General features: G+C 72.3%; 19 protein-coding genes. 13 read left to right on the plus strand and 6 right to left on the minus strand.

The genetic code is table 11. The features are described 5' to 3' along the window. Positions 1 to 95: 95 nt before the first annotated feature. Genes EDF33_RS05850 through EDF33_RS05865 form a run of 4 tightly spaced genes read left to right on the plus strand, consistent with a single transcriptional unit; the run spans position 96 to position 3974 of the window. Positions 96 to 833, plus strand: a complete 738-nt coding sequence (locus tag EDF33_RS05850; RefSeq protein WP_243692366.1) for an acyl-CoA dehydrogenase — start codon at positions 96 to 98, stop codon at positions 831 to 833. Between the two features lie 8 nt (positions 834 to 841). Next, on the plus strand, positions 842 to 1393 hold the full coding sequence (locus EDF33_RS05855) for a signal peptidase I (RefSeq protein WP_132099511.1): 552 nt from the start codon (positions 842 to 844) through the stop codon (positions 1391 to 1393). Further along, on the plus strand, positions 1390 to 2130 hold the full coding sequence (locus tag EDF33_RS05860; protein ID WP_132099512.1) for a hypothetical protein: 741 nt from the start codon (positions 1390 to 1392) through the stop codon (positions 2128 to 2130). Before EDF33_RS05855 ends, EDF33_RS05860 begins: the two co-directional genes overlap by 4 nt. After that, positions 2127 to 3974, plus strand: a complete 1848-nt coding sequence (locus EDF33_RS05865) for a choice-of-anchor G family protein (RefSeq protein WP_165918725.1) — start codon at positions 2127 to 2129, stop codon at positions 3972 to 3974. The genes EDF33_RS05860 and EDF33_RS05865 overlap by 4 nt, the downstream gene beginning before the upstream one ends. 67 nt (positions 3975 to 4041) lie before the next feature. Here the strand turns inward: EDF33_RS05865 and EDF33_RS05870 are convergent, their stop codons facing one another. Continuing rightward, on the minus strand, positions 4042 to 4488 hold the full coding sequence (locus EDF33_RS05870; protein WP_123294672.1) for a MarR family transcriptional regulator: 447 nt from the start codon (positions 4486 to 4488) through the stop codon (positions 4042 to 4044). A 121-nt stretch (positions 4489 to 4609) separates the two neighbouring features. Between EDF33_RS05870 and EDF33_RS05875 the strand changes: the two genes are divergently transcribed. Next, positions 4610 to 5593: an AraC family transcriptional regulator gene (locus EDF33_RS05875; protein ID WP_132099514.1), complete on the plus strand. Its 984-nt coding sequence runs from the start codon at positions 4610 to 4612 to the stop codon at positions 5591 to 5593. A 7-nt stretch (positions 5594 to 5600) separates the two neighbouring features. Here EDF33_RS05875 and EDF33_RS05880 read toward each other — a convergent pair whose 3' ends face one another. Beyond that, a complete protein-coding gene (locus tag EDF33_RS05880) occupies positions 5601 to 6632 on the minus strand; it encodes a LacI family DNA-binding transcriptional regulator (protein WP_123294674.1) in 1032 nt (343 codons plus the stop codon). A gap of 145 nt (positions 6633 to 6777) precedes the next feature. On the opposite strand from EDF33_RS05880, the gene EDF33_RS05885 reads away from it, so the two are divergent. The 4 genes from EDF33_RS05885 (at position 6778) to EDF33_RS05900 (ending at position 12531) form a co-directional block, all read left to right on the plus strand. Further along, positions 6778 to 8076, plus strand: coding sequence for an extracellular solute-binding protein (locus EDF33_RS05885; protein WP_132099515.1), 1299 nt, complete (start codon positions 6778 to 6780; stop codon positions 8074 to 8076). A 2-nt stretch (positions 8077 to 8078) separates the two neighbouring features. Beyond that, on the plus strand, positions 8079 to 9101 hold the full coding sequence (locus tag EDF33_RS05890; RefSeq protein WP_111084878.1) for a sugar ABC transporter permease: 1023 nt from the start codon (positions 8079 to 8081) through the stop codon (positions 9099 to 9101). After that, the gene (locus EDF33_RS05895) at positions 9101 to 9982 is read left to right on the plus strand and encodes a carbohydrate ABC transporter permease (RefSeq protein ID WP_123313217.1); all 882 of its coding nucleotides are present in this window, start codon (positions 9101 to 9103) and stop codon (positions 9980 to 9982) included. The genes EDF33_RS05890 and EDF33_RS05895 overlap by 1 nt, the downstream gene beginning before the upstream one ends. A 107-nt stretch (positions 9983 to 10089) precedes the next feature. Continuing rightward, on the plus strand, positions 10090 to 12531 hold the full coding sequence (locus EDF33_RS05900) for a glycoside hydrolase family 3 N-terminal domain-containing protein (RefSeq protein WP_132099757.1): 2442 nt from the start codon (positions 10090 to 10092) through the stop codon (positions 12529 to 12531). Positions 12532 to 12597: 66 nt separating this feature from the next. Here the strand turns inward: EDF33_RS05900 and EDF33_RS05905 are convergent, their stop codons facing one another. Beyond that, positions 12598 to 13812: an FAD-dependent monooxygenase gene (locus EDF33_RS05905; protein ID WP_123340593.1), complete on the minus strand. Its 1215-nt coding sequence runs from the start codon at positions 13810 to 13812 to the stop codon at positions 12598 to 12600. Between the two features lie 38 nt (positions 13813 to 13850). On the opposite strand from EDF33_RS05905, the gene EDF33_RS05910 reads away from it, so the two are divergent. Further along, positions 13851 to 14342, plus strand: coding sequence for a MarR family transcriptional regulator (locus tag EDF33_RS05910; RefSeq protein WP_131878146.1), 492 nt, complete (start codon positions 13851 to 13853; stop codon positions 14340 to 14342). A 27-nt stretch (positions 14343 to 14369) separates the two neighbouring features. Here EDF33_RS05910 and EDF33_RS05915 read toward each other — a convergent pair whose 3' ends face one another. Both EDF33_RS05915 and EDF33_RS05920 read right to left on the minus strand, forming a co-directional pair. Continuing rightward, positions 14370 to 14756 (minus strand): VOC family protein, encoded by a 387-nt coding sequence (locus tag EDF33_RS05915; protein ID WP_131878148.1) that lies wholly within the window; start codon positions 14754 to 14756, stop codon positions 14370 to 14372. A gap of 19 nt (positions 14757 to 14775) precedes the next feature. Further along, positions 14776 to 15630, minus strand: coding sequence for a helix-turn-helix transcriptional regulator (locus EDF33_RS05920; protein ID WP_131878150.1), 855 nt, complete (start codon positions 15628 to 15630; stop codon positions 14776 to 14778). A 102-nt stretch (positions 15631 to 15732) separates the two neighbouring features. On the opposite strand from EDF33_RS05920, the gene EDF33_RS05925 reads away from it, so the two are divergent. Together EDF33_RS05925 and EDF33_RS05930 are read left to right on the plus strand one after the other, a co-directional pair. Continuing rightward, positions 15733 to 16590, plus strand: a complete 858-nt coding sequence (locus EDF33_RS05925) for an aldo/keto reductase (protein WP_131878152.1) — start codon at positions 15733 to 15735, stop codon at positions 16588 to 16590. Positions 16591 to 16727: 137 nt separating this feature from the next. Further along, complete coding sequence (locus EDF33_RS05930) at positions 16728 to 17273, plus strand: flavodoxin (RefSeq protein WP_243648959.1); 546 nt, start codon at positions 16728 to 16730, stop codon at positions 17271 to 17273. A 3-nt stretch (positions 17274 to 17276) separates the two neighbouring features. On the opposite strand, the gene EDF33_RS05935 is transcribed toward EDF33_RS05930, so the two are convergent. Continuing rightward, complete coding sequence (locus EDF33_RS05935; RefSeq protein ID WP_131878154.1) at positions 17277 to 18308, minus strand: Gfo/Idh/MocA family oxidoreductase; 1032 nt, start codon at positions 18306 to 18308, stop codon at positions 17277 to 17279. A 72-nt stretch (positions 18309 to 18380) separates the two neighbouring features. Between EDF33_RS05935 and EDF33_RS05940 the strand changes: the two genes are divergently transcribed. Continuing rightward, complete coding sequence (locus tag EDF33_RS05940) at positions 18381 to 19421, plus strand: LacI family DNA-binding transcriptional regulator (RefSeq protein ID WP_207906634.1); 1041 nt, start codon at positions 18381 to 18383, stop codon at positions 19419 to 19421. Positions 19422 to 19456: the final 35 nt, after the last annotated feature.

Below are 19456 nucleotides of genomic sequence, written 5' to 3' on the forward strand. Positions count from 1 at the left end.
CGCCAGGATCGGAGCAGACGTCGACGGCGACGGCCAGGACCAACCACCCCGGCCGTCGCCGCCACCGATCGGCGTCACGGATCAGGAGACACGTCATGGCTGACAGCACTGCGCCCCCGCGCGCCCGGAACCGCGGCCGTCGCGCCGCGGACGACACCGCCCGCCGCTCCCGGCGTCGCAACCGGGTGTTCGCGCTCGCTGCCGGCGGGGTCCTCGTCATCGGTGGCGCGGGCTACACGCTCGCGTCGTGGACGGACACCGAGTGGGTGTTCGGCGGCAACGGCTCAGGTGGGCCGGGCGTGGGGACGTCCGGATTCGAGGTCGAGCAGAACGTCACGGCGCCGTTCGCCGCGGCGGGCTTCACCTCGGACGAGACGAACCCGGGGCAGGCGCTCCGGTTCACCGTCGACGCGCTCGCCCTGTCGCCGGGCACCGCGACCTACGCCCCCGTCGCGCTCCGCACCACTGCCGACTCGATCGCCGGCGACCTGGTGCTCCGGGCAGCGGTCCCGGCGTCCGGGGTCACGGTCTCCGACGCCGACGACGTGCTGTGGAACGCCCTGCAGGTCCGGGTCGCCGCGATCACGGACACCACCGCAGTGTGCGACGCCACCGCGTTCGACGTGCCGTGGACGAGCGTCGCGTCCGGGCCGCTCGGCACGGCTGCCGCGACGATCGCGCGGCCCCTCGCCGCGGCCAGCGGGTCGACGCAGGTGTACTGCTTCGAGGTCTCGCTGCCCGCGTCGCCGACCCTGCCCGCCGGCACGTCGGTCGACGCGCTCCAGGGGCGGACGGCCGCGCCCGCGTGGCAGTTCGCCGCCGAGTCCGACTGAGCGCGGCCGTGCGCGGCTCCACCGCGCCGACGTCCTCCGACGAGGGCGCGGCGCCGCCCCGTCGTCCTGCCGACCGCATCCGCACCGTCGTCCTGACGGTCGCCGGCGCGATCGGGCTCACGTGCCTGCTCGCCTGGGCCGCCGTGGCGTTCACCGGGCTGTCGTTCGTCGTCGTCACCACCGGGTCGATGGCCCCGACGATCCCCGCGGGCGGGCTCGCCATCACGCACCGCGTGCCCGCGGCCGAGATCACCGACGGGGACGTCGTCACGGTCCCACGCGCGGGGTCGGCCCTGCCCGTCACCCACCGGGTGGTCGCGGTGGACCGGGTCCCGGGGGACTCCGCCGCGCGGTCGCTCACCCTGCGGGGCGACGACAACGCCTCCGACGACCGCGACCCGTACGTCGTCCGGCACGCCGGACTCGTGCTGGCACACGCCCCTGGCCTCGGCTCGGTGCTCGTCGTGGTCACGAGTGCCCCGGCCCGTGGGCTGGCGGTCGCGCTCGTCGGCGTGCTCGTCGCGTGGGCGTTCTGGCCGGCCCGGCGGGAGGACTCGTGACCCGCGTCCTCGCCACCTCCGCGGCGGTCGCCGCGGTGCTCGTCGGTGCGGCCGGGGTCGGCACGACGGCGGTGGCGGTCGCCGCGACGGACTGGAGGCCCGTGGCCGAGACCGGCACGCCGGGCCGGTTGGTGCTGCACACCGGTCCGGAGCCCCTCGTGCTGCCCGGGGCGGGGAACGACGCGGACGTCACGTGGCAGGTGCGGACGAGCGTCGACGCGCCCGGCCCGGTCACCCTCGACCTGCAGCTCACGGGGCGGGGCGGCCTGCCGGGCGGGACCGACGGCGTGCTCGTGTCGGTGGCGACGTGCGACCAGCCGTGGGGGGACCCGTCCGGAGCCCCCACGTGCAGCGGACAGACCGCTGCCCTCGTCGACGCCGTCCCCCTCGTCGACTGGGCGACCACCGCGCCGTCCGTCCGCGTGCCCGACCCGGACGGCGACGGCTCGGCGTACCTGCTCGTCCGGTTGTCCCTCGGTGACGCCGCGACCACGGTGCCCCGGACCGCCGAGGTCGGCGTCGGCGTGACCGCCCGCGGCGGGGACCCCGTCGTGCCCGGACGCCCGACGCACGGCGACGGCGACGGCGACGGCAGTGGCGACGGCGGGGGCGACGACGTCGGTCCGGTCGTCCTCGCGATGACGGGCGGCGGGTTCGCGGGGCCGGTGCTCGTCGCGGTCGCGGCCGTGCTCGCCGGCGTCGCCCTCCGATTCCGACGCCCCGGGAGCCGGTCGTGAGCCGGCGTCCGCTGCACCTGCGCCGTGGGCGGATCGCGGTCGTCACCGGCATCGTCGTCGCAGCAGCCCTGGTCACGCCCACCGCCGTCCCGAGCACCGCGTCGTGGTCGGACCGCGAGTGGGCGCACGGGGCCGTGGGGACGTCGTCGTTCGACTGCGGCACCGACGCGGACTACACGTCGACGGCCTCGAGCCGGTTCCTGGGCGGGAGCATCGCCGGCATCGACCTCGACGACGTCGCGACGGTGCGCGGGGTCGACGTCGCGAAGACCGGAGCCGCACCGGCATCGGTCGAGCCGGCCACCGCGCCCGAGCTCGGCACCGGCGGCCGCCCGTTCACGCAGGCGTTCGGCAACCCGCTCGACGTCGGGCTGCTCGGCGACGTGGCGGGCATCGACCTCACCGGTCTCGGCCTCGGACTGCCGGCCGGTTCGGCGGGCGCGGTGAACCAGGTCGCGACGGCGTCGGGCACCGGTGACGCGGTGGCGGCATCCGGGCTCGTCGCGGACTCCGGTGGCGTGCTCGTCACGCCGACGACCCCGTCCGGGGACCTGCCCGACCCGGCGTCGATCACGCTCGGCCGCGCACTGCCGGGCATCGCGGACGTCACCGACGTGGGGCTCGACGTCGGTGCCGTCGGTGCGAGTGCGCAGCTCGCCGGGTGCGACGCGATCAGCGACGACGTGTGGGGCGGGGTCGTCCAGCGGACGCTCGCGACGAACCTGCGGGCCGCGGTGCAGCAGGTGGCAGCCGACAGCGGCCCCACCGGGCTCGAGCGCGACTACGGCATCGCGAGCCTCGACCTCCGTGTGGACAGCCCGCTCGTCGGTGCGCTCGTCACGGCCGTGAACGACACCGTGGTGCAGCTCGACGCCACGGTCGACGCGCTCGGTGGCACGGACGGGGTGCTCGCACGGACGATCAACCAGGGCGTGCTCGGGGTGCTCGGCGGGCTCACCGGCAGCCTCGGGCTCGGCACCATCGGGGGCACGGTCGAGATCACCGGGCCGGACCTGGCGGGCGCGGTCGCGCCGCTGCTCGCCGAACCCGTGCAGGACGCCGGCGGAACGTTGTCGCTCGACTTGTCGGCCGGATCCGTCCGGGTCGACCTCGCGCACCTGCTCGGCGACGACGCGCACGGGCTCAACGACCTGCCGCCGAACCACGAGGTGGTGCTCGACGCCGTCACCCTCGGTGCGCTGGCCGACCGGCTCGGGCAGGTGGTGGACGCCTGGGCGGGGAAGATCACGACCGCCCTGACGACCGCGCTCGGGTCCCTGCACGTCCGGATCGCGCTCGCCGCCGACCTCAGCGCACCCCTGGTGCTCGGCATCCGCGTGAAGATCGCCACGCTGTCGATCGGCGTCGACACCGGGGTCGCGGCGCTCATGGCGGGGCAGACGAAGCTGTCGGTCGGGGTCGCGCTGCTCGGACTCGACCTGGGGGGCCTGCTCGGCGTCGTGACCGGCCTCGCCACGTCGCTCGTGAACCCGTTGACCCAGGCGGTCGTGGGGACGCTCACGACCCGGTTGTTCGCACTCGTCGGGACGCTCGGCACGACGCTGACGACGACGATCGGTGGCCCGGTCGTCCGTGCGCTCGGGACGGTCCTCGCGCGGCTGCCCGGGGTGCTCTCGCTCCGGGTGAACGTGCAACAGGACCTCGCGGCCGCCCCGACCCCGGCCGGCCGTGCAACGACCGGGCAGTACACGCAGACCGCACTCCGCCTGTCGATCGCGGACGCCCTGGTGCCCGGGGGACTGGCCCGCGTCGACCTGGCCAGCGCCGTGGTGGGGCCGAACTCCGTGTCGCTCCTCGACGCCGCCCGTGCCCGAGATAGGTAGCATCGTTACCTAGCTGCGCATGGTGGACAATCACCGGAGTCGCACGCTGACCGCCCGTAATCTGCCGTCAGGGGCTCGGGGCGCCGAGGTCGACGGCCGCGATGATGCGGTCGACGATCCGGACGAACCGGACCCTGTCCCGTTCCGAGAAGGAGGCCAAGAGCTCGTGCAGGTGCTTGTTCGTGCCGTCCATGGCGATCGAGTAGTCGCGTCTGGCGGTCTCGGTCAGCTCGATGTGGCGACTCCGTCCGTCGGCCGGGTTCGGCACGCGGCTGAGGTGTCCGCTCTGCTCGAGTCGGTCCACCATGCCGGTCACCGCCGGGCCGGTCAGGCCGAGGTGCTTCGCGAGGTCCTTCACGCGGACGGTCCGGTCGGCCGCTTCGGCGCGGGACACGAACTGCAGCACGGTCAGGTCGCTGCCCGAGACGTCGAGCTGGTCGCGCAGCCGCGCCCGCAGTGCGGACACTGCTGCTTCGAGTCGGGTCAGCGCCGCCACGAGGTCGAGATCGCTCACGAGCGCGCCCCCTTCGAACCGATCGGGTCCGCGCCACCGTACGCCGTGCTCACCGGGTCAGCGTATCCACATAACGAGTCGCACGGTCAGGTTCGGGTGTCCGGCACGGGGGCGATGCACCGTGACTGACACGTACGAGGCCCCACCTGCCGGCGGACGCGCGAGCGAGTCGGTGCGCTTCGAGGTGTCCGGCACCGATCCGGAGTCGGCGGCGCGTGACCTGGCCACGGTGCACGGCGCCGACCAGTGGTCCGCCCAGCAGACCGGCAGCGAGTTCCTCTACCGCTACACCGCGGTCGGCGACGCCGAGATCAGCATCCGTCGGTCCCAGATGCGCGGCGTCCTGCGCGGTGCGATGCCGATCAGCACCGACTACATCGTCGCGTGGATGACGAGCGGCAGCGCCCACCTCGACGTCGGCGGGCAGCGGGTGGACCTGCACCGGAACGTGCCGACGCTGCTGCCCTGCGACACCGCGTTCGTCTTCGCGGCCGAGGACCACGACCAGCGTCTGGTGCACCTCGACCGGGAGCTCGTGCACCGGGTCGCCGGCGAACAGCTCGACCTGGGCGACCGCCCGCTGCGCTTCGACCACACGCGCGAACCGGACAACGCGATGTACGGCCGGTGGCAGGGCGCCCTCGCCGCGCTGTCCCGCGCGCTCCGTGTCGGCGGTCCGGACTCCGACACCTGGGTCGCGGCGAAGTCGCTCGCGATCGCCGCGTTCCTCGAGACCTTCCCGCCGCAGCTCGACGACCTGCCGGCCGAACTGGCCCTGCCGCGGAACGCCCGGCTGCGCGCCGCCGTCGAGTACGTCCACGCGCACGCGTCCGAGACCGTGACCATCGCCGACCTCGCCGCGGTGGCCGGCCTGAGCGTGCGGTCGGTGCAGGAGTCGTTCCGTCGGGTGTTCGACGTGTCGCCGCTCACCTACCTGCGGGACGTCCGTCTGGACCGCGTGCGCAGCGAACTCCTCGCACTCGACCCGCAGGTCGGAGCGATCGGCGACGTCGCCCGACGCTGGGGGTTCGCGCACCTCGGCCGGTTCTCGGCGTCGTACGCAGCCAGGTTCGGCGAGTACCCGAAGCAGACCCTGCGCCGCTAGCCGGGGGTCAGGCCCGCGGCGCGGGGCCGGTGCTGGAACGCACCCGCAGCGTGGTCGACAGACGGACGTGGTCCGACGCGGCCTCGCCACGGAGCATCGTCAGCAGCATCTCGACCGCGCGGGACCCGAGCTCGGCCAGTGGCTGCGACACGGTGGTGAGCGGCGGGGTGGTGATCGACGCCTGGGGGACGTCGTCGAACCCGACGACGGACAGGTCCTCCGGCACCCGCAGGCCGAGCTCTGCCGCGGCCCGCAGCACACCGACGGCTGACGAGTCGTTCGCGGCGAACACCGCGGTCGGTCGCTCGTCCATCGTGAGCAGGTCCCGCGCCACGGCCGCGGACTGCTCCTCTTGGTAGTCGCCGTCGCGGACGAGCCGCTCGTCGATCGGGAGTCCGGCGGCGGTCAGTGCGGAGCGGTACCCGGCCTCGCGCAGCTGGGCGGACGCCAGGTCGACGCGGCCCCGCAGGTGCGCGATCCGGGTGTGCCCGAGCGCGAGCAGGTGCTCGACGGCCTGGACGGCCCCGCCCTCGTTGTCGGCATCCACCGTCGCGTGCCCCTCGGGTCCGGTGTGCGGGTCGATCGCGACGACCGGGATCGACGAGCTCGACAGGGCCGTGGTCGGCGTGACGACGATGGCGCCGTCGATGAGGGTGCCGGACAGGCGTGACAGCGACCGGCGTTCCCAGCCCGGGCGGTCGGCGCCGGTCATCAGGCCGGCGTAGGCGAGCAGCTCGTAGCCGGTACCGGTCGTCGCGCTCGAGATGCCGCGCAGGAGCTCGGTCGAGAACGGCTCGAACTCGGGCACCAGGATCCCGACGACCCCGGTGCGGGAGCTCCGCAGGCTGCGGGCGACCAAGGACGTCTCGTAGCCGAGGTCCGCGACGACCTGCTGCACGCGGATCATCGTGGCCGCGGCGACGCCGTCGCGCTGGTTGATGACCTTCGACACGGTGGGGATCGAGACCCCCGCGACCCGTGCGACGTCGCCGATCGTCACCCGGCCGGCACCGGGACGCGCGCCGAGTGCCGAGTCCATGTGCTCACCGTACCGCTGATGGCGTGTCGAAACGGCGTAGAAAACGTTATCGATATCGATTGACAAGCGGCAGGAGCACCTGGCACGCTCTCCGCAGCGGCAGTGGATGTCGCTGCATGTCAACGACGACACGAGGAGTTCCACGATGACGAGGAAGATCCGTGCCGCGGCAGCCATCGCGCTGATCGGGGCGACAGCACTGGTGGCCACGGGCTGCTCGGCAGGCGGCAACGCGGCCGACGACGGCAACGGGAAGGTCACGATGACCTTCTGGCACAACTCCACCACCGGACCGGGCAAGGCCTACTGGGCCTCGACGGTCAAGGCGTTCGAGGCGAAGTACCCGAACGTCACCATCAAGACCCAGGCGATCCAGAACGAGGACCTGGACGGCAAGCTGCAGACCGCGCTCAACTCGGGCGACGGGCCGGACGTCTTCCTGCAGCGCGGCGGCGGCAAGATGGACGCGATGATCGCCGCCGGGCAGCTCATGGACATCTCCGGCTCCATCAGCGCCGACGCGAAGAAGTCCATCAGCGCCGGCACCTTCGCCGGCTACGAGAAGGACGGCAAGACCTACGCCATGCCCGGTGCCGTGCTTCCCGAGGGCATCTGGTACTCGAAGGACCTGTTCCAGAAGGCCGGCATCGACCGTACCCCGACGACGATGGACGAGCTGAACGACGACATCGCGAAGCTCAAGGCCGCCGACATCGACCCCGTCGCCGTCGGTGCGAAGGACGCCTGGCCCGCCGCCCACTGGTACTACAACTTCGCGCTGCGCGAGTGCAGCCAGAAGACGCTCGAGGGCGCGGCGAAGTCGCTGGAGTTCGACAACGCCTGCTGGACGAAGGCCGGCGAGCAGCTCGAGGACTTCACCAAGACGAAGCCGTTCAACGACGGCTTCCTGACGACCGCTGCCCAGCAGGGTGCCGGCAGCTCCGCCGGTCTCCTGGCGAACCACAAGGCCGCCATGGAGCTCATGGGGGCCTGGGACCCGGGCGTGATCAGCTCGCTCACCCCGGACGGCAAGCCGCTGGCCGACCTCGGCTGGTTCCCGTTCCCGACCATCGACGGTGGCAAGGGTGACCCGAAGTCGATGATGGGCGGCGTCGACGGCAACTCCTGCTCGGCGAAGGCCCCGAAGAAGGCCTGCACCGACTTCCTGAACTTCATCGTGCAGAAGGACAACCAAGAGGCCTACTACACGGCGTTCCAGGCCATCCCGGTCAACCAGGAGGCCCAGTCGGTCGTCGACGCGGACTACCTGAAGTCGGCGCTCGCCGCCTACCAGGACGCGCCGTTCGTCTCGCAGTACCTGGACACCCTGTACGGCCAGAACGTCGGCAACGCGCTGAACACCAGCGTCGTCGACCTGCTCGCCGGCAAGGGCAGCGCGAAGGACATCGTGGACACCACCAACCAGGCTGCGGCCAAGGGCTGACCATGACCCTCGACACCTCGCTCGGCACGACCCCGGCCACCGGGTCGGACACGGCCGCGGGGACGTCCCCGGCGGGGAGCGGTACGCCGCTCCCCGCCGGACGGCGGTCCACGCGCCGCATCGCGGACTGGCGGAAGCGCGTCGAGATCGCGGTGCTCGCCGGCCCCGCGGTCATCGTCTTCGTCACCTTCGTGATCCTGCCCGTGGTGCTCGCCGCCTACTACGGGTTCTTCAAGTGGCAGGGCTACGGCCCGCCCACCGACTTCGTGGGGCTGCAGAACTACCTGATCATCTTCCAGGACAAGGCGTTCCACGCGGTCCTGATGCACAACGGCTTCATCGTCGTGCTGTCCCTCGTGCTGCAGGGGCCGATCGCCATCGTGCTCGCGCTCCTGCTCAACCAGAAGATGCACGGCCGCGGGCTCGTCCGCGTGCTCGTGTTCGTCCCGTACGTCATCTCCGAGGTGATCGTCGGCACCGGCTGGAGCCTGATGCTCCAGTCGAACGGCGCGGTGAACGACCTGCTCCAGGGCATGGGGCTCGGCGGGCTGCGGGCCGACTGGCTGTCCAACCCGGACATCGCCATCTGGACCCTGCTCGTGATCATCTCGTGGAAGTACATCGGCTTCGCGGTGATCCTGTTCCTGGCCGGCCTGCAGAGCATCCCCGAGGAGCTGTTCGAGGCCGCGGCCATCGACGGCGCCGGGTACTGGCAGATCCAGCGGCGGATCACCCTGCCGCTGCTCGGCCCCACCATCCGGATCTGGGCGTTCCTGTCGATCATCGGCTCACTGCAGCTGTTCGACCTCGTCTACATCATCTGGGGGCAGTACATCTCGTCGACCGCCGGCACCTCGACGATGGCGACGTACATGGTCGCCAACGGTCGCACGTCCGGCAACTTCGGCTTCGGCAGCGCCGTCGCCGTGGTCATGTTCGTGATCTCGCTCGCCGTCGCCCTGATCTACCAGCGCTTCGTGCTCCGCCGCGACACCGCGGGTGCACTCACCGAGAGGAAGAACTGATGGCCACCACGAGCATCGTCGCCCCCGGGCGGCGGGCCACGCGGGAGCGGCGGTCCAGTGCGGCCATCGGTCGCGCGAACCCGCTCACCTACCTGGTGGCGATCCTGTTCGTCGCCGCGAACCTCGCCCCGGTGCTGTACATCGTGCTGGGCGGCTTCCGGACGAACTCGCAGATCACCACGAGCCCGGCCGGGCTGCCAGCGCCGTTCGAACTCGGCAACTACGGATCCGTGCTGTCCAGCGGGATCTTCTGGCAGCAGCTCGCGAACTCGACGATCAGCGCCGTGACCACCACCGCGGGCGTCGTCGTGCTCGGACTGATGGTGAGCTTCGTGCTCGCCCGCTACCGGTTCGCCGGCCGCGGTGCGCTGTACGCCCTGTTCGCCGCGGGGCTGATGTTCCCGATCACCGTCGCGATCACGCCGCTGTACCTGCTCGTGAAGGACCTCGGGCTGACGAACAGCCTGGCCGGCGTGATCCTGCCGCAGATCGCCTTCGCCCTGCCGACCACGGTCATCATCCTGGTGCCGTTCCTGCGGGCGATCCCGGACGAGCTCGAAGAAGCAGCGTCGATCGACGGCGCCAGCCGCCTCGGGTTCTTCTTCCGCATGGTCGTGCCGCTGTCGCTGCCGGGCGTCGTCACGGTCGGCATCCTGGCGTTCATCGCGAGCTGGAACAGCTACATCCTGCCGCTGTTCATCCTGAACAACGAGGGCAGCTACACACTGCCGCTCGGCGTGCAGGCGTTCTCGTCGCAGTACTCGGTCGACACGGCCAAGGTGCTGGCGTTCACGTCGATGTCGATGATCCCGGCACTGGTGTTCTTCACCATCTTCCAGCGCCGCATCGTCGGCGGCCTGACCGGGGCGGTGAAGGGGTGACGACGACGGACGCGACCCGGGACACCGGACGCCAGCCGCGCCTCCAGGCCGACCACGACGCGCCCGACGCGACCGGACCCGACCGCGCCACCGCCCTGCTCGCCGCCATGACCCTCGACGAGAAGGCGGCGCAGCTCGTCGGCTACTGGCTCGACCAGACCGGCGTCGTCGCGCCCATGCAGGGTGAGATGGCGGCGGCCGCCGACGGCCGCACCCTGGCGGACATCACCCGCGACGGCATCGGCCAGTTCACCCGCGTCTACGGCACGCGACCGGTCGAACCCGACGACCGCGCGGCCTGGCTGTGGGCGGAGCAGCGTCGACTCAAGCGCGAGACCCGGCTCGGGATCCCCGCGCTCGTGCACGAGGAGTGCCTGACCGGGCTCGCCGCGTGGAAGGCCGCGACGTTCCCCACCCCGCTGGCGTGGGGTGCGGCCTTCGACCCCGACCTGGTCGAGCAGGTCGGCGCCGCCATCGGCGCGTCGATGCGGCAGCTCGGCGTGCACCAGGGGCTCGCCCCGGTGCTCGACGTGGTGCGCGACCCGCGGTGGGGGCGGGTCGACGAGTGCATCGGCGAGGACCCGTACCTGGTCGGCACGGTGGGGACCGCCTACGTACGGGGGCTGCAGTCGGCCGGTGTCGACGCGACCCTCAAGCACTTCCTCGGGTACTCGGCCTCGCAGGCGGGGCGGAACCACGCGCCCGTGCACGCCGGGCCGCGCGAGGTCGCCGACGTGTACCTGCCGCCGTTCGTGATGGCCCTGCGCGACGGGGGCGCCCGGAGCGTCATGAACTCGTACGCCGAGATCGACGGCGTGCCCGTCGCGGCGAACGGTGAACTGCTGACCGGCCTGTTGCGTGACGAGCTCGGCTTCGACGGCACCGTCGTGGCGGACTACTTCTCGGTCGCGTTCCTCGAGGTGATGCACGGCATCGCCGCCGATCGTGGTGAAGCAGCGGCGCTCGCGCTCGAGGCGGGCATCGACGTCGAGCTGCCCACCGGGGACGCGTACCTCGCGCCGCTCGTCGAGTGGGTGCGGGCCGGTCTGCTCGACGAGAGTCTGGTCGACCGTGCGGTCCTGCGGGTGCTGCGGCAGAAGGAGCGACTGGGGCTGCTCGACCCGCAGGCGTTCGAGGACGAGCCACCCACCGGCATCGACCTGGACACCCCGCTGCACCGGTCGTTGGCGAAGCAGTTGGCGGCGCGGTCGCTGGTGCTGCTGTCGAACGACGATGTGGTCGCTGGCGCTGGCGCTGGCGCTGGCGCTGGCGCTGGTGCTGGTGCGGGCGTTGGCGTTGGCGTTGGCGTGCCGGCCGCCGCGCCCGTGCTGCCGCTGCGCGCCGGGGCGTCCGTCGCCGTCATCGGCCCGAACGCCGACCGCGCCGAGGCCCTGCAGGGCTGCTACTCGTTCGCCAACCACGTGCTCGCGTCGCACCCCGACCTGCCGCTCGGCTTCGCCATCCCGACCGTGCGCGAGGCGATGGTCGACGCCCTCGGCGACGACGCCGTGCGCTTCGCCGCGGGGTGCGCCGTCACCGGCTCCGACCGTGCCGGTTTCGCAGACGCCGTCGCCGTGGCCGCTGCCTCCGACGTCGCGGTCGTCGTCGTCGGCGACCAGGCCGGCCTGTTCGGCCGCGGCACCGTCGGCGAGGGGAACGACACCGAGTCGCTCGACCTGCCGGGTGTGCAACGCTCGCTCGTCGAGGCGGTCGTCGCCACCGGCACGCCGACCGTGGTGGTGCTGCTCACAGGGCGGCCGTACGCCATCGGGTGGGCGCTCGACGGCGGCGGCGACGGCGTCGTCGCCGCCGGCCCGGCCGGCGCGGGACGTCCGGCCGCCGTCGTGCAGGCCTTCTTCCCCGGCGAGGAGGGCGGCACCGCCATCGCCGACCTGCTCACCGGCGCCGCATCGCCGTCCGGTCGCCTGCCCGTCTCGCTGCCCCGTGCCGCCGGCGCCCAGCCGTACACGTACCTGCACCCGCGGCTCGGGGGGCCCTCGGACGTCACCGCCGCCGACTCGACGCCGGTCCGCCCGTTCGGCTTCGGCCTCGGCTACACGACGTTCACGTACGACGACCTGGTCGTCGACGCGTCCGTCCGCTCCGACGCCGTGTTCGAGGCATCCGTGACCGTCCGCAACACGGGCGCACACGCGGGCGAGGACGTCGTCCAGCTCTACGGCCACGACGTGCACGGCAGCGTCACCCGACCCGAGGTCCAGCTGCTCGGCTACGCGCGCGTCGCGCTCGCCGCGGGGGAGTCCACCCGGGTCCGCTTCCGCGTCCCCGTCCAGCGGTTCGCGTTCACCGACCGTCGCATGCGCCGGGTCGTCGAACCCGGTGCCGTGCAGGTCTGGGTCGCGTCCCACGCGGCGGCGTCACGACCGGGAGGCCCGGTGCCGGCAGGCGGGATCGTCGCGTCCGGCGACGGGCCGGTCCGACACCCCGTCCCCGGCTCCGCGACGGAGCGCGCCACGGTCGACGTGACGGGGCCGGTGCACGAGGTGACGCTGGACGACCCGCGGGTCGTCGAGTGGACGGTGGCCTGAACCGGGGCTGCGCCGACGGGGCGGGCCGTGCGGACGGATCAGGACGCACGGCCCGCCCCGGCAGCGCTACCGCGAACCCTGCTGCAGGGTCTCGGGCAGTGGCGGCAGGGGGCGATCGCTGTCGGCGACCCGGGTCAGCCGTGCTGCCAGTGGTCGGAAGAGCGCCGACAGCAGCACCTTGTCCGCCACACCCCGGGCGGCGAGCCCGAGCCGGGTCTGCGGGTACGCGAAGTGCACGATGCCCTTCGGGATGCCCTGGATCTTGTCGACCAGGGGGCGCATCCACGTGTCGAAGGCGTCGAGCGCGCGGTCGAGGTCCTCGTCCGCCGTGACCGATGCCGCCAGCACGTACCCGCTCGTCAGGGCGAGCGAAGCGCCACCGCCACCCATCGGTGTCACGCACCAGGCCGCATCGCCGATCACGCACACGCGGCCGCGGTGCCAGCGCGGCATCCGGATCTGGGTCAGCTCGTCCAGGTAGACGTCGTCCGAGCCGTCGAACCCGTCGAGCACGCGCTCGGTCTGCCAGCCGGCGTCGGCGTAGCGGGTCCGCAGTGTCGCCAGGGCCTCCGACCGCGAGCGGCCGACCAGGTCGTCGCCGCCGGCGTAGGCCAGGATCGCCCGCGTCGTGCCGTACGGGTCCGGGCGCAGGTGGACCTGACGCCCGCCGACAGCGTTGTACCAGCGCCAGCGGTCGTCGTCGGACGGCGTGCGCGGGATCGTCCCGAAGACCATGGTCACCCCGAGGTCCCGCTCGTCGACCTCGCCCTCCGCGGCGAAGAGCCGGTCGCGGGTCCGGGAGCGGACGCCCTCGGCGATGACCACGAGGTCGGCGTCGAGCACCCGTCCGGCGTCGGTGGTCACGGTCGCCCGGCGTCCGCCGGCCTGGTCGTCGACGTCCTGGATCGTCTCGCCGTAGACGATGCTGACGCCGTCGGGCAGGTCGTCGAGGATCACCCGGGCGAAGTCGCCGCGCAGGACCTCGAGTTCTGCGGTGGCACCGTCCGGGCCGTCGGAGGGCAGCTCGGACCGGACCTTGCCGTCACGATCGACGATCACCGTCCCGGTCTCGGTCGTGTTGCGTGCGCGGACGGCGTCGACCAGGCCCATGCGCTCGAGCACCTCGCGAGCGACCCCGCGGACGTCGACGTTCTGCCCGCCGTCGCGGAAGGACGGCGCACGTTCGATCACCGTCACCTGCCACCCGACGTGGCGCAACCACCAGGCGGCGGACAGGCCTGCGATGCTGGCTCCGGAGATCACTGCGTGCTGTGAGGTCATGCTTTACAGTAAAGCAACTGCACAGTAAAGGAACCTGGATGCCCGACATCGACCCCCTCACCACGGTGTGGTCCGACGACGAGGTGGCCGTCATGCACGCGCTGCGCGACTGGGCCGTCACCTTCGACGAACTCCAGCGCCACCTGTCGTCGTGGATCGGTCTGCCCGGTTCCGACGCGAACGCCCTCGGGCAGATCGTGTGGGCGGACCAGGCCGGCGAGCCACTCTCCCCGGCGCAGTTGGCCCGGCGGATCGGCATGACGTCGGGCGCCACGTCGGTACTGCTCGACCGCCTCGAAGGGGCCGGGCACGTCACCCGGCACCGCGAGAGCGCCGACCGACGGCGGGTCACCCTGCGGCCGACCGAGTCCGCGCGCGCCGAGAGCGGGCGGTTCCTCGCGTTCTCCGGTGCCGAGATCGCCGCCACGGTGCGGGACACCGATCCTGAGGAGACGCGGGTCGTCCTGGCGTTCCTGCGACGCATGACCGACGCCGCCGCGTCGGCGAACGGTCGCCTGCAGGCATGCTGAGGGAACCGACGGGCGGCGTCGCCGCGCTCAGTGCTCCTTGACGAGCGCCTCGACGTTGTTGCCGTCGGGGTCGCTCACGAACGCCGTGTAGGCGCGGTACTCGGGCCAGTACCGAGGCTCGTGGCGCGAGAGCCCGCCGGACGCGACGGCCGCCCAGTGGAACGCATCGACCTCGGTGCGGCTCGCCGCCTCGAACGCCAGGTGCAGACCACGGGTCACCGCCGCCGTCGTGGGTGCGGTCTCGAGCGAGACGCTCGGGGTGTCCTGGCCGGTGGTCCAGTACTCGGCGACGGACTCGGTGCGGTAGCCCGCCTCGACCCCCAGTGGCGCGAGTGCCGCCGTGTAGAACGCCTCGCTCGCGGCGAAGTCGCTGGCGAAGACCCCGAGGTGGTGGATGAGGCGAGGACCGGGCACGGGAGTGACGGTACCCACGTCAGCTCGTTGCCGAGGTCGCCGACAGGCTGCCGAGCAGGGTGAGGCGTTCTCCGGTGGGCGACCCGGCTGTCGCCGTGCAGGCGTACATGGTCCACCCGGGACTGTCGGGCAGGTCGAACGCCTCGTACGTGAACTCGAGGTCGCCGACGTCGGGGTGGTGGATCCGCTTCGCACCGGTGCGGTGGAACCGCACGTCGTGGGCAGCCCAGCGGGCCCGGAACTCGTCGGACCGGGTCACGAGCTCCCCGATGAGTCCGGTGAGGTCCTTGTCGTGCGGGTGTTGTCCGGCAGTCTGTCGGAGCGTCGCGACGATGCTGTTCGCGCCCGCCACCCAGTCCGGGTAGAAGGTCCGGGCCGCGGGGTCGAGGAACGTGAAGCGTGCGTTGTTGCCCTGCGCACCCGGGGCGTCGAGGACCGGTGCCAGGAGCGCCCGGCCGAGCGGGTTCGTCGCGACGATGTCCATCTGCCGGTTCCGCACCCACGTCGGTGTCCCGGTGACCGTGTCGAGGAAGCGTTGCAGACTCGGACGCACGACTGGCTCCGGCGTGGTGGTCCGCCGACGGATCGGGGCCGGAGCCGCGCCGCGGGCGAGGTCGTGCAGGTGCTCGGTCTCGGCGTCGTCCAGTTGCAGCGCACTGGCGATCGCCTCGAGGATCTCGGTCGACACCCCGGAGAGGTTCCCGCGCTCGATCTTTGCGTAGTAGTCGATGCTCGTCCCCGCGAGCATCGCGACCTCCTCGCGACGGAGCCCGGGGACGCGTCGCCGACCGCCGCTGATGAGGCCGGCCTGCTCGGGCGTGATGCGAGCACGCCGGGTGCGGAGGAAGTCACTGACCTCGGCCTGGTTGTCCATGCCCCTCACCGTACGACGACGCGCTGTCGCGAAGGAGTGACTGCTGGTACACGGAAGAGCCCGCCCTCCCACGGACGCCGTCGCGGGAGTCTCATGGGAGTCATGGCGAAGACGACTCCCACAGTGACCCTCAACACCGGTACGACGATGCCGCAGCTCGGCTTCGGCGTCTACCAGATCCCCGCCGACGAGACCGAGCGGGCCGTCACCGATGCGATCACGTCCGGCTACCGACTGATCGACACCGCCGCCTCGTACGGCAACGAGGAAGCCGTCGGCCGGGGCATCGCCGCCAGCGGTGTGCCCCGCGAGGAGCTGTTCATCACCTCGAAGCTGTGGATCCAGCGCCGCGGCGAGGACGGCGCCCGTGACGCGATCACCACGTCGTTGCAGAAGCTCGGCCTGGACTACCTCGACCTGTACCTGATCCACCAGCCGTTCGGTGACTACTACGGCGAGTGGCGTGCTCTCGAAACGGCGCACCGAGACGGCCGGCTCCGCGCGATCGGCGTGTCCAACTTCGCCGCCGACCGACTCGTGGACCTCATCGCGTTCGCCGACGTCGTGCCCGCGGTGAACCAGATGGAGACGAACCCGTTCCACCAGCAGGCCGACTACCAGGAGCTGATGCAGACGGAGGGCGTGCAGCTCGAGGCATGGGCGCCGTTCGCCGAGGGCAAGAACGATCTGTTCACCAACCCGGTCCTGTCCGAGATCGGTGCGGCGCACGGCAAATCGGTCGCGCAGGTCGTGCTCCGGTGGCTCGTGCAGCGCGGCGTCGTGGTCGTGTCGAAGTCCGTCAAGCCCGAGCGCATGCAGCAGAACCTCGACGTCGTCGACTTCGAGCTCACCGACGAGCAGATGGCGACGATCGCCGAGCTCGAGGCCGGTGAGTCGCAGTTCTTCTCCCACGTCGACCCCGACATGGTCCGCTGGCTCACCGGCCGCGCCGAAGCCTGATCTGCGTGCCCGGCCGGCAGCCCACCCGCCGTCAGGTGCTGCGGACCGCCACAGCGAGCACGCTCAGTGTCGCCGTGGGTGGGCTGTTGGCCGCGTGCACCACCGCGCCCACTCCGTCCACCACCCCGAGGAGCACCGTGTCCCCGACCGCGCGCGACGACCGCGTCCTGCTGGCGTACTTCTCCCGACCCGGCGAGAACTACTGGAACGGCGGTCGGCGCACCATCGACACGGGCAACACCGAGGTCCTCGCCGGTCTGATCGGTGACCGGATCGACTGCGACGTCGTCCGCATCGAGGCCGCCGACCCCTACTCCGACCGCTACGACGCCACCGTGGCGCGCAACAGCACGGAGCAGGACGACGACGCCCGTCCGGAGATCGCGAGCGAACTGCCCGATCTGCGCGCCTACGACACGGTGCTGCTCGGGAGCCCGATCTGGAACGTCCAGCCGCCGATGATCATGGCGACCTTCGTCGAGGCCGTCGACCTGTCCGGCAAGCGGCTGCTGCCGGTCGTCACGTACGCGGTGAGCGGTCTGGGCTCCACCGAGTCCTTCTACCGCGACCTCGACACCGGGGCGACGCTCGGCGAGGGGCTCGCAGTGCGCGGCGAAGACGTCCGCGAGCGCGCTGCCGGAGACGACGTCGACCGGTGGCTGCGGAACGTCGGGCTCACCTGACCGTCACAGGGCCGCAGCGATCGCTGCCCGGGCCGTGTCGATGACCCGCATCACGCCGACGACATCGTCGTGCGTGTGCACCGGCGACTCGATCCGCCCCTCGGCTGCGAAGGACGCGAGTGCGGTGGCCTGGTAGGCGAGCCCGTCATGCAGCACCTCGAGTCGCTGGTCCGTCCAGGTCGCGGACTCCGACGCCGCGAAGTTCCCACGAACCGCGGTGATCGACGAGGGCCCGAAGAACGGGCTGCCGACGTCGATGCGTCCCTCGGTGCCGACGACCGAGGCTCGCACGGGCAGCGCGGTCTCGAGCGACGTCGACAACATCGACCGGGCTCCGCCCGCGTACGAGAGCAGCAGGTCGGCGCGCACGTCGACGCCGCCCGGACCGCTCGCCCCTTCGACCAGCACGCGGTCCGGGGAGCCGAGCACCGAGGCGGCGAACGAGATCGGGTAGACGCCGGCGTCCAGCAGCGCGCCGCCGCCGAGCTCCGGCGCCCACAGGCGGTGCCCCGGGTCGTACGGCATCACGAACCCGAAGTCGGCGGTCACGAGCCGGACGGTGCCGATCGTGCCGTCGGTGAGCAGTCGCCGCATGATGTCCGACTGCGGCAGGTACCGCGTCCACATCGCCTCCATGACGACCACGCCGGCGGCCCGTCCCGCACCGGTGATCTCCTGCGCCTCGGCAGCGGACATCGCGATCGGCTTCTCGATCAGGACGTGCTTGCCGGCGGCGATCGCAGCGAGGGCCTGCTCGCGGTGCAGCGGGTGCGGGGTGGCGACGTAGACGACGTTGACCTCGGGGTCGGTCACGAGCGCCTCGACACTCGGCACGGTCCGGTCGATACCGTGCTCCTTCGCGAACCGTGCGGTCTTCGCAGCATCACGGGCGGTCACGGCGATCACCCGCTGCGGCGTGTGCCGGTGGATCGCGGTGACGAACTTGCCGGCGATGCCAGTGCCGATCACGCCCCACCGCAGGGCCGGAACGGCGTCGGGGTCGGGCAGCACCGGGGTGGGCAGCGTCAGGGTCATCGTCGTCCTCTCGCAGGGATTGGCTCGTGCCATCGCAGCCTACGCGTCCTTCGCACGTGCCAGACTGGCCGGGTGACGACGGGGACCGACGACCTGCCGGAGCGGCGCCCCACCGGCGGCCGCCTGCCGACGATGCGCGACGTCGCCGAGCACGTCGGGATGTCCCGGCAGCTCGTCTCGCTCGTGCTCCGCGGCGCGCCCGGACCCAGCGCGGAGTCCCGCGACCGGATCCTCGCGGCGGCGGCCGAGCTAGGCTACCGCCCGCACACCTCGGCCCGGCTGCTCCGCGAGGGCCGCACGCGGCTCATCGGTGCGGTCTTCAGCATGCGCAACCCGTTCCAGGTCCGGTTCGTCGAACGGCTCTTCGCCCGTGCCGCCGAGCAGGGCTTCGGCGTCGCCCTCGGCCCCGCCGGTGCCGAGCGCTCGACGGACCAGGTGGTGGCCGACCTGCTCGGCGAACGCGTCGAGGCCCTCGTCGTGTTCAACCCCGACCCCGACGCGACCGCGCTCGAGGAGGCGAGTCGCCTCGTGCCGGTCGTGCTCCTCGGCGAGTGGACGGACGCCCCCTACGCCGACAACGTGCACGTGGACGAGACCGGTGGGCTCCGCGCCGCGGTCGAGCACCTGATCGGTCTCGGTCACCGCCGCATCGCCTACGTCGGTGGCGAGGACGGGCTGGTCGGCCTCGATCGTGCGACCGCGTACCGTGCCGCGATGCAGGGCGCCGGACTCGCAGCCGAGACCGACGTCGTCCCCAGCGGCTTCAGCGAAGAGGATGGCGCCGCGGCCGCCCGCACGCTCGTCGCCCGCGACACCCTGCCCACCGCCGTGGTCTGCTGCGGTGACCAGTGCGCCACCGGCCTGCTCGCCGTCTTCGCGCAGCACGGTGTCGACGTGCCGGGACGGGTGTCGGTGGTCGGCTTCGACGACAGCTACCTCGCGTCGCTCAGCTACCACCGCTTGACGTCGGTGCACCAGGACGTCGAGGCGACGGTCGACGCGGCGCTGGCTGCCGTCCTCGACCGGACCTCGGGGAACGGTGGGGAGCGACGTCGTGTCGCGACACCGACCGGGTTCGTGGTGCGCGCGTCGACGGGTCCTGCCGAGCGCTGAGCGTCGAGCGTTGACCCGGAACGACGTGGTGGACG

The organism is Curtobacterium sp. PhB146 (assembly GCF_004342995.1).
GTDB lineage: Bacteria > Actinomycetota > Actinomycetes > Actinomycetales > Microbacteriaceae > Curtobacterium.

Excerpts from the sequence above, each read along its gene's own strand:
- EDF33_RS05905 (WP_123340593.1), bottom strand. The coding sequence starts at position 13,812 with ATGACCTCACAGCACGCAGTGATCTCCGGAGCCAGCATCGCAGGCCTG.
- EDF33_RS05900 (WP_132099757.1), top strand. The coding sequence starts at position 10,090 with ATGACCCTCGACGAGAAGGCGGCGCAGCTCGTCGGCTACTGGCTCGAC.
- EDF33_RS05920 (WP_131878150.1), bottom strand. The coding sequence starts at position 15,630 with ATGGACAACCAGGCCGAGGTCAGTGACTTCCTCCGCACCCGGCGTGCT.
- EDF33_RS05925 (WP_131878152.1), top strand. The coding sequence starts at position 15,733 with ATGGCGAAGACGACTCCCACAGTGACCCTCAACACCGGTACGACGATG.
- EDF33_RS05880 (WP_123294674.1), bottom strand. The coding sequence starts at position 6,632 with ATGGACTCGGCACTCGGCGCGCGTCCCGGTGCCGGCCGGGTGACGATC.
- EDF33_RS05910 (WP_131878146.1), top strand. The coding sequence starts at position 13,851 with ATGCCCGACATCGACCCCCTCACCACGGTGTGGTCCGACGACGAGGTG.
- EDF33_RS05895 (WP_123313217.1), top strand. The coding sequence starts at position 9,101 with ATGGCCACCACGAGCATCGTCGCCCCCGGGCGGCGGGCCACGCGGGAG.
- EDF33_RS05935 (WP_131878154.1), bottom strand. The coding sequence starts at position 18,308 with ATGACCCTGACGCTGCCCACCCCGGTGCTGCCCGACCCCGACGCCGTT.
- EDF33_RS05885 (WP_132099515.1), top strand. The coding sequence starts at position 6,778 with ATGACGAGGAAGATCCGTGCCGCGGCAGCCATCGCGCTGATCGGGGCG.
- EDF33_RS05850 (WP_243692366.1), top strand. The coding sequence starts at position 96 with ATGGCTGACAGCACTGCGCCCCCGCGCGCCCGGAACCGCGGCCGTCGC.
- EDF33_RS05890 (WP_111084878.1), top strand. The coding sequence starts at position 8,079 with ATGACCCTCGACACCTCGCTCGGCACGACCCCGGCCACCGGGTCGGAC.